The following is a 14,855-nucleotide window of genomic DNA, read 5'->3' as shown; positions in this document are numbered from 1 at the left end:
CGCCCGACCCAACAGGATCGGACGCTTTTCACGGCTCGTTCTAGAACATCTGCCAGTCGGATGCGCCGTCGGGCAGGTCGTAGAGGGCGCCCTTGCTGTTTTTGATCACCACGGGGTCACCGCTACCGAACTGGTCGTAGAACCACTGGGCATTGGCCGGGCTGAGGTTGATACAGCCGTGGCTGACGTTGCGCTTGCCCTGGTCACCCACCGACCACGGGGCGCTGTGCACGAAGATGCCGCTGTTGTCGATGCGAACGGCATCCTGCACCTTGAGCTTGTAACCCTCGGCGGAGTCGACCGGCACACCGTAGGTGGACGAATCCATCACGATGTCGGGGAACTTCTCGAGCACGTAGTACGTGCCGTTCCTGGTCTCATGCTTGCCGTCGCTCTTGCCCATCGACACCGGGAAGGTCTTCTCCAGCTTCCCGTTCCGCATGATCTCCATCTGGTGGGTGCTGTCGTCGACCGTCGCCACCAGGTAGTCACCGACGCGGAAGCTCGACTTGGTGCCCGCGGCATCGATGTTCACCACGGTGTTGGCCGGCCAGAAGTCCTGTGGGCGCCACCGCAGCTGCGTGTCGGTGACCCAGTAGAACCGGCCCGGCACCGGCGGATTCGACGTGATGCGGATGGCGTCCTGGGCCATCTGCCGATCCGCGATGGGCCGCTGGAAGTTGATGTAGATCGGCTTCGCGACGCCCACCATCGAGCCGTTGACCGGGTTGAACGACGGCGGCAGGAACGGCGGCTGGCCGGTGAACGGCTCCGGGTTCTGGCCGGCAGGCGTGCCCTCGATCGGGACGGCCGGTGCGCCATAGTTGTTGACGGGCTCGGGCACGGCCGGGTCGGCCGCCGTCACGGGCGCCAACGGATCCGTCGGTGGCGGGACGACCGGCGCGGGCGCGGCGGCCGGATCGATCGGTGCCGGCGGTGGCGGCGGCGGGACGGGCTCTGCGAGTGCGGACGGGGCCGTGACCAGTCCGCCGACCAAACCCGCTGCCATGAGTGCGGTGATCAGTCTGCGTTTTGCCGAATTCGGCATGCGTTACCTCCAGACAGCACAACTCGCTCCAGTGTCGCACAGCGCGGAGACCAGCTACTGCCGCGCGAGGCCGTTTCACCCCGACACCGACCGAGCCCACGGCGCTGAACTGCGGTGTTGATCGTCGCGAACGTGTCGGGCGTTACTTGTCGCTGGTCGCGTAGGGAACTCGGAACAGGCCTCGCGTTGCCAGCACACCGCTCATCGCGACGATGATCAGCGCTGCGGCCGTGCCAACCATGGCAGCCAAGCCGCCATGGTCATAGATCCCGCCACCGATGAGCGCGCCGCCCATGATGCCGACCTGGAATGCGGCCACATACAAACCGGAAGCACCGTCGGGGTCGTCGGGGGCAGATCGCATCGCCGACGCCTGCAGCATCGGTGGCAGCGCTGTCGAGGCCGCACCCCACAGCACGACCGCCAGCGCGCCCACCAGCACCGTCGCCAGGCCCGGGCGTTGATCGACGGCCAGCCCCGTCAACGCCGTCAGCGCGGCCGCCAGCGCTGCCAGACACCCGACCACCGATGCCTTGGGCCAGTGATCGAGCGGCCGGGCCATCGCGGCCATCGCAAGCAGGCCCGCGACGCCGTAACCCGCCAACAGCCAGGCGAGGTGCGCGCCGTGCACACCGACCACGTCGCGGATGATGACGACGATGAACGTGTAGGCGATGAAGTGGCCCGTGACGCCGACGAGCGTCAGCGCCGACAGCGTGATCAGCCGCCGGTTGCGCCGGTGCTTGCGCGGTGCGGCAGCGACGTCCTGCGTCGACGGCATGGCGGGCAACGTCGCCCACGCCGCAAGCGTCACCGCGAACGCGGTCACGGCCACCGCTCCCACCGCAAGGCGCCACCCCCACAGCGCACTCAGCGCCGCGGTCAGCGGATTGCCCACCACCAACGCCAGGGCCGTGCCGACATAGACGGCGGCAGTCGCCCGCCCGGCATGGCTCGGCGGCACCAGCCTCGCACCGATCGGTGCGATCACCGACCACATGAGGCCATGGGTCAGAGCACACAACACGCGCCCGCCGGCCAGCACCGCGAAGTTCGGTGCGAGCGCCGAAATGATCTGGGAGACAGTCAGACACACGAGGGTGAGCAAGAGCGTGCGGCGGCGCGGCCAGTGCGAGGTCACGCGGACGAGCAGCACCGTGGTGAGTGCGGCGACCAACGCGTAGGTGGCCATGAGCGTGCCGACCAGGCCTTCGCTGACATCGAGATCGGCCGCGATCGCGGGTAGCGCGCCGACCGGCAGGATCTCGGCGGTGACGTAGACGAAGGCGGCCGCCGCGAGCACCGTGAGCTGCACGGTGACGCGCAGCGTCCACGGGCTTGCCGTCGTCGGCGATTCCACGGTCATCTGGGTGTCACGGTAATGCCTCGACCGCGCAGAATCGACGATGTGATTGTTGCTTTCAGTGTCAGCCCCACGGGTGGTGACGACTCCGGCAGTGTCGGCGCGGCGGTGGCCGAAGCCGTGCGGGTGGTGCGTGAGTCGGGCCTGCCGAACGAGACCAATGCGATGTTCACGAACATCGAAGGCGAATGGGACGAGGTGATGGCGGTGGTCAAGCGGGCGGTGGAGGCCGTCGCGGCCGTGTCCTCACGGGTGAGCCTGGTGCTCAAGGCCGACATCCGCCCCGGCTACACCGGCCAGCTCACCGCGAAGGTCGAACGGATCGAGCGCGAGCTCGGCACCTAAGACCGCACGAGCCGCGCGATGGCGGCCGACGCTTCGGCCAGTTTGGCGTCGGCCTGATCGCCGCCCTCGGCGACGGCCTGGGTGACACAGTGCCCGAGGTGCTCATCGAGCAGGCCAAGGGCGACCGACTGCAGCGCACTGTTGACGGCGCTGATCTGGGTCAGCACGTCGATGCAGTACTTGTCCTCGTCGATCATCTTGGCGATGCCACGGACCTGACCCTCGATGCGGCGCAGCCGCTTCGCGTAGTTTTCCTTCTGCGGCGAGTAGCCATGCAGTACCGACTCGTCAGCCACGTTCCACCATCCGCCTCATTGTCGTCGCGTTATCACACCAGCATACCGGTACCCCACCGGGGTATGCATATCGGTTTGGTCAGGGTAAACGCCCGGGGGCATACTTGCAGCTATGTCTTCTGCGCCCTCAGATGCGAAACCCGATATCAAGCCCCGTAGTCGCGACGTCACCGACGGCCTGGAAAAGGCCGCGGCCCGCGGGATGCTGCGCGCGGTGGGCATGGGTGACGAGGACTTCGCCAAACCGCAGATCGGGGTCGCGTCCTCGTGGAACGAGATCACGCCGTGCAACCTCTCCCTCGACCGGCTCGCCAAGGCCGTCAAGGAAGGCGTGTTCGAGGCCGGTGGCTTCCCGATGGAGTTCGGCACCATCTCGGTGTCCGACGGCATCTCGATGGGCCACGAAGGCATGCACTTCTCACTGGTGAGCCGCGAGGTCATCGCCGACAGCGTGGAGACCGTCATGCAGGCCGAGCGCCTGGACGGCTCGGTGCTGCTGGCCGGCTGCGACAAGTCGCTGCCGGGCATGTTGATGGCCGCCGCGCGACTCGACCTGGCCAGCGTCTTCCTCTACGCCGGTTCGATCCTGCCCGGCAAGGCCAAGTTGTCCGACGGCACCGAGCGCGACGTCACGATCATCGACGCGTTCGAGGCGGTCGGCGCATGTGCCCGCGGCCTGATGTCGCGCGAGGACGTCGACACCATCGAACGCGCCATCTGTCCCGGCGAAGGCGCGTGCGGCGGTATGTACACCGCCAACACCATGGCCTCGGCCGCCGAGGCGCTCGGCATGTCGCTGCCCGGTAGCGCAGCTCCCCCGGCCACCGACCGCCGCCGTGACGGTTACGCCCGCAAGAGCGGCATGGCCGTCGTCGAGTTGCTGCGCCGCGGGATCACCGCACGCGACATCCTGACCAAGGAGGCCTTCGAGAACGCCATCGCGGTCGTGATGGCGTTCGGCGGTTCCACCAACGCCGTGCTGCACCTGCTGGCCATCGCCTACGAGGCCGGTGTCAAGCTCACGCTCGACGACTTCATCCGCGTCGGCGCCAAGGTGCCGCACCTGGCCGACGTCAAACCGTTCGGCAAACACGTGATGTTCGACGTCGACCGCATCGGCGGCGTTCCCGTGGTGATGAAGGCGCTGCTGGATGCCGGTCTGCTGCACGGCGATTGCCTGACCGTGACGGGCAAGACCATGGCCGAGAACCTCGAGCACATCGCCCCGCCGGATCCCGACGGCAAGGTGCTGCGCGCGCTCGCCGACCCGATCCACCCGACCGGCGGCATCACGATCCTCGGCGGATCGCTCGCCCCCGAGGGCGCCGTCGTCAAGTCCGCCGGCTTCGACTCCGACGTGTTCGAAGGCACCGCAAGGGTTTTCGACCGCGAACGGGCCGCGATGGACGCGCTCGAAGACGGCACCATCACCGCGGGCGATGTCGTCGTCATCCGCTACGAAGGTCCCAAGGGCGGCCCGGGCATGCGCGAGATGCTGGCCATCACCGGCGCGATCAAGGGCGCCGGCCTCGGCAAGGACGTGCTGCTGATGACCGACGGCCGGTTCTCCGGTGGCACCACCGGTCTGTGCGTCGGCCACGTGGCACCCGAGGCCGTCGACGGCGGCCCGATCGCGTTCCTGCGCGACGGTGACCGCATCCGTCTCGACGTCGCCAAGGGCACGCTCGACGTTCTCGTCGATCCGGCCGAATTCGAAGCCCGCAAGGCCGGTTTCGAGCCACTCCCGCCGCGCTACACCACCGGCGTGCTGGCCAAGTACACCAAGCTCGTCGGCTCGGCCGCCGTCGGCGCCGTCTGCACGTAGCAGCCCCCTGTCCCCTGCCCCTCACACCGCGAGCGACCGTCTCTGTACGCCGACACACCGCAAATTTGCGTACTTCAGCGGTCGCTCGCGGGCCGGTAGGGTGACGTTCGGGCGCGCAGGATCGCCCGACGTCCGCTCGAAGAGGCTCAGCCTCCCCTGCTGGTTAGTTGCTTGTGACCGACCTCTTCTCAGCCCGATTCGCGGACGCGGGCACATGAGAGGAGGCCGTCATGGCCAGCACCCTGCCCAACAATCCTTCCCTCGACCGTCTGCGCGACGAGGCCCGCAAGCTGCAACGCGGCGTCATCGCGGGCGATCCCCAGTCCACCGGACTCGTCCATCGGCATCACCCGCGACCCGACATCGCGCTCGCGAAGGACCGTCTCCCGCTTCACGACGCCCACGTGACCGTCGCCCGGGCCTACGGGTTCACCGGCTGGCCGGCCCTGGTGCGCTATCTTGAGGCGGCCGCCGACCTCAGCGTCGATCCAGGCGCACTCGACGAAGACTCAATCGACCCGCCGGACCGATTCTGTGCGTGGGCGTCCTTGCGTTACAACGAATCCGACGCGCCACCGCGCCGGCAGGCCGCCGCCGAGCTGTTGGCCGCCGACCCCGGCATGGTCGACCGGCATGTGTGGGCGGCTGCCTCGGCGGCGGATCCTGGCGCGCTGGCCCGTCATCTCGATGCCCGCCCCGAATCGGCCAGCATCGGAGGCGGCCCGTTCGGCTGGGCTCCGCTGATGTACCTGAGTTACTCACGGGCACCGCTGAATCGCAGCCGTGACGACGTGCTCTCCGCGACGCGGCTGCTGCTCGACGCCGGCGCGGACCCGAACGCCGGATACCTGTGGTGTGGCATGTCGACACCGTTCACGGTGCTGACCGGAGTCTTCGGCGAAGGCGAGCAGGGACCGCGTCGACAGCCCCGGCACCCGTTCGCCACCGAGCTCGCGACGCTGTTGCTGCAACGTGGCGCGCATCCGGTCGACCAGCAGACGTTGTACAACCGGATGTTCCGCGCCGACGATTCGCACCTCGAATTGCTGTTCGCATACCGTCTCGCCGACGCCGGGCCGAGCCCGTGGGAGCTTCGCCTCGGGGAGGCGATGGAGACCCGCAGCCAGATGTGGCAGCGCCAAATCGATTGGGCCGCAACGCATGGTTTCACCAATCGACTCGAGCTGCTCGCGCGGCACGGAATCGACGTCGCCGGCGCCGAAGTGGTCGAGCCCACCACGCCGGACGACCTCAATGCGCGAGACCAGGAAGGCGCGACGCCACTGCACCACGCGGCATGGGAAGGCGATCTCACATTGATCCAGCGCCTGCTCGACGCGGGGGCCGACCCATCCGTGACCGACTCACGGTTCGAAAGCACGCCGCTGGGCTGGGCCGAACATGCCTACCAGACCGAGGCCGCGGAGTTGCTTCGTGCGTATACGCGCAAAGCCCGGTAAGCGACTGACTCCGATCGCCCCTGGCGTTGAGTTCGACACCAGGGCTGTGAATTGCGGCCCTCAAGCGATGATCAGCAGCCCTCTGGTCAAAGTCAATGCCAGGGGACCTCAGCCCGTCGCACCGCGCCTAGCTCTGAACCACCGGCCTCGCCGGTTCGCGCAACAACCTTTGCGTGCAGTCCAGCAGGACCCGGTGCAGGTCGTCGTCGTTGACGTCGTTGAGCTCGGGGTCGGTCGCGCTGCCATAGACGCCCGACATCAGCATCGACATCACGATCCTGCTCGCGGTGTCGGGGTCGGGCCCGAGGAGAATCGCGGTGAGCCGTTCGATCGTGGACTGAAGCTCGGCGCGGGTGTGGACGAGGCTGTCGATGACAGGATCGCCGTGGAAGATCGCGGTGACGCGGCGGTGCCGCACGGACAGTTCGACCATGCCGCTCACGGCAGCCTCACGCCGTGCCTCGGGCGTCGACATCGCCTCGGCGATCCGGACCAACCGGATCATGTCGTCGAAAACCGGCTGGACGACCGCCAGCACGATGTCGTCCTTGGAATGGAATTGGTAGTAGACCGCCGCTTTACTGACCCCGAGGCGGTCGGCGATCATTTGCAGCGAGGTTCCGTTGACACCATGCTCAGCAAACAGGCCGAGCGCTGCCTCGAGCACCCGCTCGCGCGCAAACCCGCGCGGCGACACCGTCTTCGCCACACCTGTCCCTTCGTCGCGCTGAGCGTACCCAAGCGCGGGCTAGATCACACCGTCAATTGACCGAGCGACTTGATCGCAGTTAGCCGACTGTATAGGTTTCATTTGACATGCGGCAAGGACATCTGCGGGGAGGAGCCACCGTTGCCAATTTCGTGCGTGGCGAGCCCCGCCGCACCTCCCCTCCTCGATAAATACCTGATCAAAGCCGTTGAATCCGGCATCCGCCAAGTGATCTTCCTCGCGTCGGATCTGGACCCGCGCCCATATGTCCTTCCCTGGCCCGCCGGCACCACCGTCTACGTGGTCGACGAGCCCGCGATCCTCGACGTCAAGACCGAGGCACTCGCCGACGCACGTCCGACGGCGGACCTGCGGCCGGTGCCCGCCGATCTCGATCGGGGCTGGACGACGGAACTCGTCAAGGCCGGCTACCGCGCCGACCAGCCGACGATTTGGAGCGTCGAGGGTCTGCTGCCCTACCTTCCATTCGATGAGCAACGGCGAATGGTCGTTGACATCACTGCGCTCAGTGCCGCGGGCAGCAGGCTGGTGACCGAGATGTCGGCGAACCCGTTCACGGGCTTCGAGCAGTGCCGCGCGGATAAGGATTGGCGCGATTTCGCCGACGTCGACATGATCGTGAAGTGGCAGTGGCGCTTCGCAGCCGGCCAGTACGTGACTGCACACCTCCCATCCGAAAGGCCCACGAGCGAACATGAGGCTGTTGAAGCGGTTCTGGATTCCGTTGCTCATTACCGTGGTGGTGGTCGTCGGGGCATTCACCGTCATGCGGGTACGCACCTTCTTCGGCGCCGGCGATGGGACCGGGATCGCCAGCGCTAAGGTCGATGACACCAAGCCGTTCGATCCCAAGGTCGTGGTCTATGAGATCTACGGCGAGCCGGGCGCGATCGCTGACGTGAACTACCTCGATCTCGACGCGCAGCCGCAGCGGATCGACGGGGTCACGCTGCCGTGGTCGCTGCGGCTGGAATCGACTGCCCCTTCGGTCTTTCCCAACATCGTGGCCCAGGGCAACGGGAGTTCTATCAGCTGCCGCATCACCGTCGATGACGAACTCAAAGACGAGAGAACCTCCAACGGCGTGAACGCCCAGACCTTCTGCTTGGTGAAATCTGCATGAGCAACCACGACGCCCCCACCGACGCCTTCCCGACCGCAGGCGCCAAGCACAGCAAGCACGGCGGCATCGCCAAGCTGATCCGGTCTTTCGCGATCCCGATCATCCTGGTCTGGGTCGCCATCGTCGCGTTCCTCAACGTGAGCGTCCCGCAGCTCGAAGAGGTCGGCAAGCTGCGGACGGTGTCGATGACGCCCGACGATGCACCGTCGATGATCGCGATGAAGCGCGTCGGCGAGGTCTTCCAGGAGTTCAAGTCCAACAGCTCGGTGATGATCGTGCTCGAGGGCGACGAGCCGCTCGGCGACGCCGCGCACAAGTACTACGACGAGATCATCGACAAGCTCGAGGCCGACAAGAAGCACGTCGAGCACGTCCAGGACTTCTGGGGCGACCCGCTGACCGCGTCGGGCGCCCAGAGCTCCGACAGCAAAGCGTCGTACGTGCAGGTCTACACCGCGGGCAACCAGGGTGAGGCACTGGCCAACGAGTCCGTCGAAGCCGTGATGGACATCGTCGACAGCGTGCAGGCCCCGCCGGGCGTCAAGGCCTACGTGACGGGCCCGGCCGCGATGTCGGCCGATCAGCAGATCGCCGGTGACCGCAGCATGCGGATGATCGAAATGCTGACCTTCACGGTCATCATCATCATGCTGCTGATGGTCTACCGATCCATCATCACGGTGATTCTCTCGCTGGTCATGGTGGTGTTCAGCCTGACGGCCGCGCGCGGCGTGGTGGCGTTTCTCGGCTATTACGAGATCATCGGGCTGTCGACGTTCGCCACGAACCTGTTGGTGACGCTGGCGATCGCCGCGGCGACCGACTACGCGATCTTCCTGATCGGCCGATATCAAGAGGCCCGAGGTGCCGGTGAAGACCGGGAACAGGCCTACTACACCATGTTTCACAGCACCGCCCACGTGGTGCTGGGCTCGGGTCTGACGATCGCCGGCGCCACGCTGTGCCTGCACTTCACCCGGCTGCCGTACTTCCAGACCCTGGGCATTCCGCTCGCGATCGGCATGACGGTCGTCGTCTTCACCGCCCTCGCGGTCGGGCCGGCGATCATCACGGTGGCAAGCCGGTTCGGCAAGGTGCTCGAGCCCAAGCGGGCCATGCGTACCCGCGGGTGGCGCAAAGTCGGTGCGGCCGTGGTGCGTTGGCCCGGTCCGATCCTCATCGGCGCGACCGCGATCTCCCTGATCGGCCTGCTGACCCTGCCGGGGTACCGGACCAACTACAACGACCGTCATTACCTGCCGCAGGATCTGCCGGCCAACTCCGGTTATGCGGCCGCCGACCGGCACTTCTCGCCGGCACGCATGAACCCCGAGCTGTTGCTGATCGAGACCGACCACGACCTGCGCAACTCAGCTGACTTCCTCGTCATCGAGCGCATCGCCAAACGTGTGGTCGGGGTGCCGGGTATCTCTCGGGTGCAAGCGATCACGCGCCCGCAGGGCACGCCGATCGAGCACACCTCGATCCCGTTCAACATCAGCATGCAGGGCACCACGCAGACCATGAATCAGAAGTACATGCAGGACCGCATGGACGACATGCTGATCCAGGCCGATTCGATGCAGGTCACGATCGACACGATGACCAAGATGATCGCGCTCATGGAGCAGATGCAGGTCACCATGAACAGCATGGTCGGCAAGATGCACGACATGGTCAAAGACATCCGCGAATTGCGGGACCACATATCGGATTTCGACGATTTCTTCCGTCCGATCCGCAACTATCTGTACTGGGAACCGCACTGCTACAACATCCCGATGTGTTACGCGATGCGGTCGGTCTTCGATGCGCTCGACGGGGTCGACACCATGACCGCCGACTTCGAGCAGATCCTCCCCGACATGGATCGCATGAACGCGTTGATCCCGCAGATGCTCGCGACCATGCCGCCCATGATCGCGACGATGAAGACGATGAAGACCATGATGCTGACGATGCAGGCCACCAACGGTGGTTTGCAGGATCAGATGGCGGCCATGCAGGAGAACTCCACCGCCATGGGCGAGGCGTTCGACAAGGCCAAGAACGACGATTCGTTCTACCTGCCGCCCGAGACCTTCGAGAACCCAGAGTTCAAGCGCGGCATGAAGATGTTCCTGTCCCCCGACGGACACGCGGTGCGGTTCATCATCAGCCACGAGGGCGACCCGATGAGCCCAGAAGGCATCAAGCACATCGACGCGATCAAGTTGGCCGCCAAGGAAGCCATCAAGGGCACGCCGCTCGAAGGCTCCAAGATCTACCTCGGCGGTACCGCGGCCACCTTCAAAGACATGCAGGAAGGCGCCAACTACGACCTGCTCATCGCCGGAATCGCCTCGCTGTGCCTGATTTTCATCATCATGCTGATCATCACCCGCAGCGTCGTGGCGGCCGCGGTGATCGTCGGCACCGTGGTGATCTCGCTCGGTAGCGCCTTCGGCCTGTCCGTGCTGATCTGGCAGCACTTCATCGGCCTGGAGCTGCACTGGATGGTGCTGGCGATGTCGGTCATCGTGTTGCTGGCCGTCGGCGCCGACTACAACCTGCTACTCGTATCCCGCCTCAAAGAGGAGATACACGCGGGTCTCAACACCGGCATGATCCGCGCCATGGGTGGCAGTGGTTCGGTGGTGACGGCGGCCGGCCTGGTGTTCGCGTTCACCATGATGTCCATGGCCGTGAGCGAATTGGCCATCATCGGTCAGGTCGGCACCACGATCGGCCTGGGTCTGCTGTTCGACACCCTGGTCATCCGGTCCTTCATGACACCGTCGATCGCGGCGCTGCTCGGCAAGTGGTTCTGGTGGCCGCAGATGGTCCGTCAGCGGCCGAAGCCGCAGCCGTGGCCCCAACCGGTCCAGAAGGATCCGCAGGACGCGCTCACCTGACGAGCGCGACGGCGAAGCCGTCCCAGCCCTTGGCGCCGACTGTCTGAATGGCCGCGGCGTCGAGGCGGGGATGGTTTCCCATGAGCTCGAGCATGTCGTGCACCGCGAGCGCCTGCGGGTCGTCGGCGGCCGGCTCGAGCACGCGGCCGAACCGGGTCACGTTGTCCACCACGATGACTGAGCCGGGCCGGCCGAGTTTGATCGCCCATTCGACATAGGAGACGTTGTTCTCCTTGTCGGCGTCGATGAAGATGAAGTCGAACACATCGCCCCGCTCGGCCAGCGTGGGAAGCGTGTCCAGCGCGGCGCCGACGATGATCTCGACGCGGTCGGCGACGCCGGCCCGCTGCAGGTTCGCGCGGGCCACCTCGGCGTGGCGGGGTTCGTATTCGAGGGTTACGACGTGGCCGTCGGCGCCGATGCCGCGCGCGAGGTTGATGGTGCTGTAGCCGGCCAGAGTGCCGATTTCGAGGACTCGCCGCGCCCCGGAGATCGTCGCCAGCAGCGACAGCAGTTTCCCGTACTGCGCCGACACCTCGATCGGCGGCATGTCCGCGGCGGGTGCGGATTCGCGCGCCGCGATCAGCGCTTCGTCCTCCGTGCGTAGCAGCTGATCGAACATGACATCGACATCACGGGGCTCGGCCACGTCCGCCAGGTTAGATGACACCTTCTTTGGCGTACACCATGCGCAGTACGAGACCCACTTCCGGACCCATCACGGTCGCGCACAGCTCGCAGTACGTCGCGACGAATGCCGGACCATGTGGTGGCTCTTCGCTGCACAGGTGATGTGCGAGCTCGTGCAGCACCACGAGCTCACGCAGCGCCCAGGTCGTGTCGCGTTCGGGGACCGCGATCACCGCCGCACCGTCGACCAGTTCGTAGTGCGCGGCGGTCGTGCCACGGCGGGCCCGTACGGTGACGGGCGCCGCGCCGACACGTGCGAGCACGTCGTCGACGTAGCGCTGTACGGACTCCACCGAGGCGAACCTGGCCTCCGGCGGCAGGGTCAGCGACGTACCGAAGAAGTCAATGGCACGTGAACTGTGTTGCGCCGCACGGTCGAACACCGTTCGCACGAACTGTTCCGCGGCGTACACCCGCGCCCGCTGGGCGTCCTTGGCCGTCACTTCTCCAATGCGCCGCGGGCGCCCGACAACTCCTGGCTCGGCCCCAGCCGTGCGCGTTTGCCGGCCCGGTCCCCGGCCCGCCGCGCGGCCGACGAGTATCCGGCCGACGCACTCGTGGCGCGCCACGTGCCGCGCGCCTGCGACGCCTCGCGGTAGAAACTCCTCAGCTCGATATCCTTGTCCCGCAACGCGATTGCCGTACCCGGGCGGTGCGCCTCGTCGACTTCCCGCTTTGCTTCCTCGCGCGCCTCCGACAGGCGCTGGCCGATGCGCGCACCGAAAGCCAACTGGAAGTTCAGGCGCGCCGTGATGGTCGGGGTGGGCCGGTGTGCGCCGGACGCGATGTACGCCTCGGACGCCTTGACCATCTGCAACACCAGGCTGGCGTACAGCGCGTGGGTGGCGTCGATGTCCTCGGCGAAGCCGTACGCGTAGACGAACGTCGAATTGGACGCCACATCGCATTTCACGTCGTTGGCCAGCCCGATCACCACGAACAGCTGCACGTAGGTCCGCAGGCCCTTGGTGCCGGCCTGGCCGATCGTGATGGTGCGCTGCACGGGCATCTGCGACTTGGTGCGCTCCGCCGAGTGCGCGCGGGCCAGCGCCAGGTCGATCGACGTCGCAGTCGCCAGACGCTGCGCGGCGGCCATGAACGCCTCGGCCTCGTGCTGATTGTCGGTACCCTCGGCCTGGCGCAACAGCGCGGCGATGCGCGCGAGCATCTTGTCGTCAGCCATAGCGCGATCCGCTCCGCTTCTCGCTGAAACTCATGAAGACAACCTAGTCAAAACCACTGACATCACTTCGACACGAAACCTGCCAGCGCATCGACGACCTGGGGTGAGAGCGGCGCGGGCTTGCTGTAGTTGGCGATGCTGTCGGTGGGGTCATCACGCAAGATGTGGTTGACGCCTTTGAGTTCGACGACGGTCAGCGCGGTGTGGCCGAGCGCGTCGATGAGCGGACGTTCGGCTTCACAGGTCGCCTGCTTGTCGACATCGGAACAGGTCAGCAGCACCGGCATCCCGTCGGGGAGCTTCGCGGCGAGCTCCAGCGGGTCGATCTTGTCGGCTTCCACGACCGCGCTGAGGTTGCCCGGATTGACGATGGCGCTCAAACCCTGGGGAAGATTGGGCGGCAGCGTGCCTTTCGTGCGGATCTGCTCGACGGCTGCCAGCCACGTCGTCAACGCCTCCGGGTTGCCGTCGGTGCGCACGCGGTTGGTGATGATGTCCAGATAGCGGCCGGGCAGTGGTTGAAAAAGGCCGAGGGAATGGACTTTCGGGTCACCCGCACCGGCCAGGGTCATGGCGTGGATGGCGCCCTCCCCCACCGCGTAGACCGACAGCCTGCCGTCGTCGGTGTCGGGTTGATCGGCCAGATAGCGCAGGGCCGCGGCCGCGCCCGTGGTGTAGACCGCGCTCGTGACGTCGGTGGGCTTCTGCTCGTAGGGGCCAAGCCCGGTCTTGCCGGTGCCGACCTTGTCGTAGCGCAGGCTCGCAACACCTTTGTCCGACAAGGTTTCAGCGAGTTGGCGCATGTTGCCGATGGGTCCGACGACCTTGTTGTCGCCGTTGCGGTCGGTCGGCCCGCTCTCGGAGATCAGCAGCGCGGCGGGACCTTGCTTGCCCTCGTGCCGGTAGGTGCCGTGGATCGTGAGACCGTCGGCATCGAAGCTGACGTCGTTGTCGGACCAGCCGGCGGGCTTCTCGGCCTCCTGCGATCCACAGGCAGCGAGAACGAGCACTGAAAACAGTGCTACCGCAATCTTTTTCACAGGTGCGTCTCGATCCAGGAGGTGACGTCATCGAGGACAACGGCCTTCTCGGGCTCGTTGAAGACCTCGTGGAACAAGCCGGGGTACACCTTGAGATGCACGTCCTCGACGGCGACACATTCGACGAGCAGCCGGCTACCCGCGACCGGGATCAGCCGGTCCTTCTCGCCGTGCACGACCAACAGCGGCACGCCCAGTGCCGACGCGCGCTGCGGCATGGTCTGCCCGACGCCGATCAGTGCCCGCGCGATACCGGCGGGGAGTCGGCCTTGGTAGACCAGCGGGTCGGCCTTGTAGGCGGCCACCACTTCCGGGTCGCGCGACACCGCGTCGGCGTCGAGTTTCTCGACCGGCAACCCCGGCGCGATCTTGCCCAGCACCTTGGCGGCGACCACGAGCACCGGCGACAGACCGTCCTGCGCATGGACGGCGGGCCCGGACAGCACCATCGCGGCGTACTCGTCGGGGTATTCGACGCCGTAGGCGAACACGATGCCGCCGCCCATGCTGTGGCCGAGCACGAAGCGCTTGAGGGCGGGATGTTCGGCGGCGGCGATGCCGACCAGCGTGCGGAAGTCGCCGACGAACTCGGACATGTCCCGCAGGTACACGCGCTTACCGCCGGACCGCCCGTGCCCGCGATGGTCGAGTGCGTAGACGATCAGGCCCGCCGCGCCGAAGCGCTGGGCGACGTGGTGGTAACGGCCCGCGTGCTCGGCGTAGCCGTGGGACAGCACGACCACCCCGCGCGGTTCGACGTCGGGGGTCCAGACGTCGTAGACGATGCGTACCCCACCGACACCGTCGAAGGTCTGTTCACTGCGCGTGCTGGTCACCCTGGCGAGCGTAGTGGCGGCG

15 protein-coding genes are annotated in these 14,855 nt (G+C 66.5%); 6 read left to right on the top strand and 9 right to left on the bottom strand.

The genetic code is table 11. From position 1 onward, the window contains the following. Positions 1-40: 40 nt before the first annotated feature. Positions 41-1,048: a L,D-transpeptidase gene (locus AWC31_RS34845; RefSeq protein ID WP_085150200.1), complete on the bottom strand. Its 1,008-nt coding sequence runs from the start codon at positions 1,046-1,048 to the stop codon at positions 41-43. A 142-nt stretch (positions 1,049-1,190) separates the two neighbouring features. Next, positions 1,191-2,414: an MFS transporter gene (locus AWC31_RS34840; protein WP_085150198.1), complete on the bottom strand. Its 1,224-nt coding sequence runs from the start codon at positions 2,412-2,414 to the stop codon at positions 1,191-1,193. A gap of 42 nt (positions 2,415-2,456) precedes the next feature. Here AWC31_RS34840 and AWC31_RS34835 point away from each other — a divergent pair, with 42 nt between their 5' ends. Beyond that, on the top strand, positions 2,457-2,756 hold the full coding sequence (locus tag AWC31_RS34835) for an MTH1187 family thiamine-binding protein (RefSeq protein ID WP_085150196.1): 300 nt from the start codon (positions 2,457-2,459) through the stop codon (positions 2,754-2,756). Here the strand turns inward: AWC31_RS34835 and ricR are convergent. Continuing rightward, positions 2,753-3,052 (bottom strand): copper-sensing transcriptional repressor RicR, encoded by a 300-nt coding sequence (gene ricR, locus AWC31_RS34830; RefSeq protein ID WP_067848655.1) that lies wholly within the window; start codon positions 3,050-3,052, stop codon positions 2,753-2,755. The genes AWC31_RS34835 and ricR overlap by 4 nt on opposite strands. Positions 3,053-3,164: 112 nt before the next feature. On the opposite strand from ricR, the gene ilvD reads away from it, so the two are divergent. After that, positions 3,165-4,877, top strand: coding sequence for a dihydroxy-acid dehydratase (ilvD, locus tag AWC31_RS34825; RefSeq protein WP_067848657.1), 1,713 nt, complete (start codon positions 3,165-3,167; stop codon positions 4,875-4,877). 230 nt (positions 4,878-5,107) lie between these two features. Then, on the top strand, positions 5,108-6,337 hold the full coding sequence (locus AWC31_RS34820) for an ankyrin repeat domain-containing protein (RefSeq protein WP_085150194.1): 1,230 nt from the start codon (positions 5,108-5,110) through the stop codon (positions 6,335-6,337). A gap of 127 nt (positions 6,338-6,464) precedes the next feature. Here the strand turns inward: AWC31_RS34820 and AWC31_RS34815 are convergent, their stop codons facing one another. After that, positions 6,465-7,046 (bottom strand): TetR/AcrR family transcriptional regulator, encoded by a 582-nt coding sequence (locus AWC31_RS34815; protein ID WP_067848663.1) that lies wholly within the window; start codon positions 7,044-7,046, stop codon positions 6,465-6,467. Between the two features lie 156 nt (positions 7,047-7,202). Between AWC31_RS34815 and AWC31_RS38070 the strand changes: the two genes are divergently transcribed. The 3 genes from AWC31_RS38070 to AWC31_RS34800 are packed head-to-tail and all read left to right on the top strand — an operon-like array spanning position 7,203 to position 11,084. Then, entirely contained in the window at positions 7,203-7,889 is a 687-nt protein-coding gene (locus tag AWC31_RS38070) for a class I SAM-dependent methyltransferase (protein ID WP_234817106.1), read from the top strand. Further along, positions 7,804-8,190 (top strand): MmpS family transport accessory protein, encoded by a 387-nt coding sequence (locus tag AWC31_RS34805; RefSeq protein WP_234817105.1) that lies wholly within the window; start codon positions 7,804-7,806, stop codon positions 8,188-8,190. The genes AWC31_RS38070 and AWC31_RS34805 overlap by 86 nt, the downstream gene beginning before the upstream one ends. Next, the gene (locus AWC31_RS34800; RefSeq protein ID WP_085150188.1) at positions 8,187-11,084 is read left to right on the top strand and encodes an MMPL/RND family transporter; all 2,898 of its coding nucleotides are present in this window, start codon (positions 8,187-8,189) and stop codon (positions 11,082-11,084) included. The genes AWC31_RS34805 and AWC31_RS34800 overlap by 4 nt, the downstream gene beginning before the upstream one ends. Here AWC31_RS34800 and AWC31_RS34795 read toward each other — a convergent pair. The 5 genes from AWC31_RS34795 to AWC31_RS34775 all read right to left on the bottom strand — a co-directional run bounded on the left by AWC31_RS34795 (position 11,077) and on the right by AWC31_RS34775 (position 14,833). Beyond that, positions 11,077-11,706 carry an O-methyltransferase gene (locus AWC31_RS34795; protein WP_067848882.1) on the bottom strand — a complete coding sequence of 210 codons (630 nt, stop codon included), beginning with the start codon at positions 11,704-11,706 and terminating at the stop codon, positions 11,077-11,079. The genes AWC31_RS34800 and AWC31_RS34795 overlap by 8 nt on opposite strands. A gap of 37 nt (positions 11,707-11,743) precedes the next feature. Continuing rightward, positions 11,744-12,217: a TIGR04338 family metallohydrolase gene (locus tag AWC31_RS34790; protein WP_085150186.1), complete on the bottom strand. Its 474-nt coding sequence runs from the start codon at positions 12,215-12,217 to the stop codon at positions 11,744-11,746. After that, a complete protein-coding gene (locus AWC31_RS34785; protein ID WP_067848674.1) occupies positions 12,214-12,957 on the bottom strand; it encodes a DUF2786 domain-containing protein in 744 nt (247 codons plus the stop codon). The genes AWC31_RS34790 and AWC31_RS34785 overlap by 4 nt, the downstream gene beginning before the upstream one ends. Positions 12,958-13,019: 62 nt before the next feature. Further along, a complete protein-coding gene (locus AWC31_RS34780) occupies positions 13,020-13,997 on the bottom strand; it encodes an alpha/beta fold hydrolase (RefSeq protein WP_067848681.1) in 978 nt (325 codons plus the stop codon). Continuing rightward, positions 13,994-14,833 carry an alpha/beta hydrolase gene (locus AWC31_RS34775; protein WP_067848687.1) on the bottom strand — a complete coding sequence of 280 codons (840 nt, stop codon included), beginning with the start codon at positions 14,831-14,833 and terminating at the stop codon, positions 13,994-13,996. Before AWC31_RS34775 ends, AWC31_RS34780 begins: the two co-directional genes overlap by 4 nt. Positions 14,834-14,855 lie beyond the last annotated feature (22 nt).

Source organism: Mycolicibacterium wolinskyi (assembly GCF_002101965.1).
GTDB lineage: Bacteria > Actinomycetota > Actinomycetes > Mycobacteriales > Mycobacteriaceae > Mycobacterium > Mycobacterium wolinskyi.
This window is presented reverse-complemented; position numbering and strand designations above follow the sequence as displayed.

Excerpts from the sequence above, each read along its gene's own strand:
- AWC31_RS34845 (WP_085150200.1), bottom strand. The coding sequence starts at position 1,048 with ATGCCGAATTCGGCAAAACGCAGACTGATCACCGCACTCATGGCAGCG.
- AWC31_RS34840 (WP_085150198.1), bottom strand. The coding sequence starts at position 2,414 with ATGACCGTGGAATCGCCGACGACGGCAAGCCCGTGGACGCTGCGCGTC.
- ilvD (WP_067848657.1), top strand. The coding sequence starts at position 3,165 with ATGTCTTCTGCGCCCTCAGATGCGAAACCCGATATCAAGCCCCGTAGT.
- AWC31_RS34820 (WP_085150194.1), top strand. The coding sequence starts at position 5,108 with ATGGCCAGCACCCTGCCCAACAATCCTTCCCTCGACCGTCTGCGCGAC.
- AWC31_RS34800 (WP_085150188.1), top strand. The coding sequence starts at position 8,187 with ATGAGCAACCACGACGCCCCCACCGACGCCTTCCCGACCGCAGGCGCC.
- AWC31_RS34795 (WP_067848882.1), bottom strand. The coding sequence starts at position 11,706 with ATGTTCGATCAGCTGCTACGCACGGAGGACGAAGCGCTGATCGCGGCG.
- AWC31_RS34785 (WP_067848674.1), bottom strand. The coding sequence starts at position 12,957 with ATGGCTGACGACAAGATGCTCGCGCGCATCGCCGCGCTGTTGCGCCAG.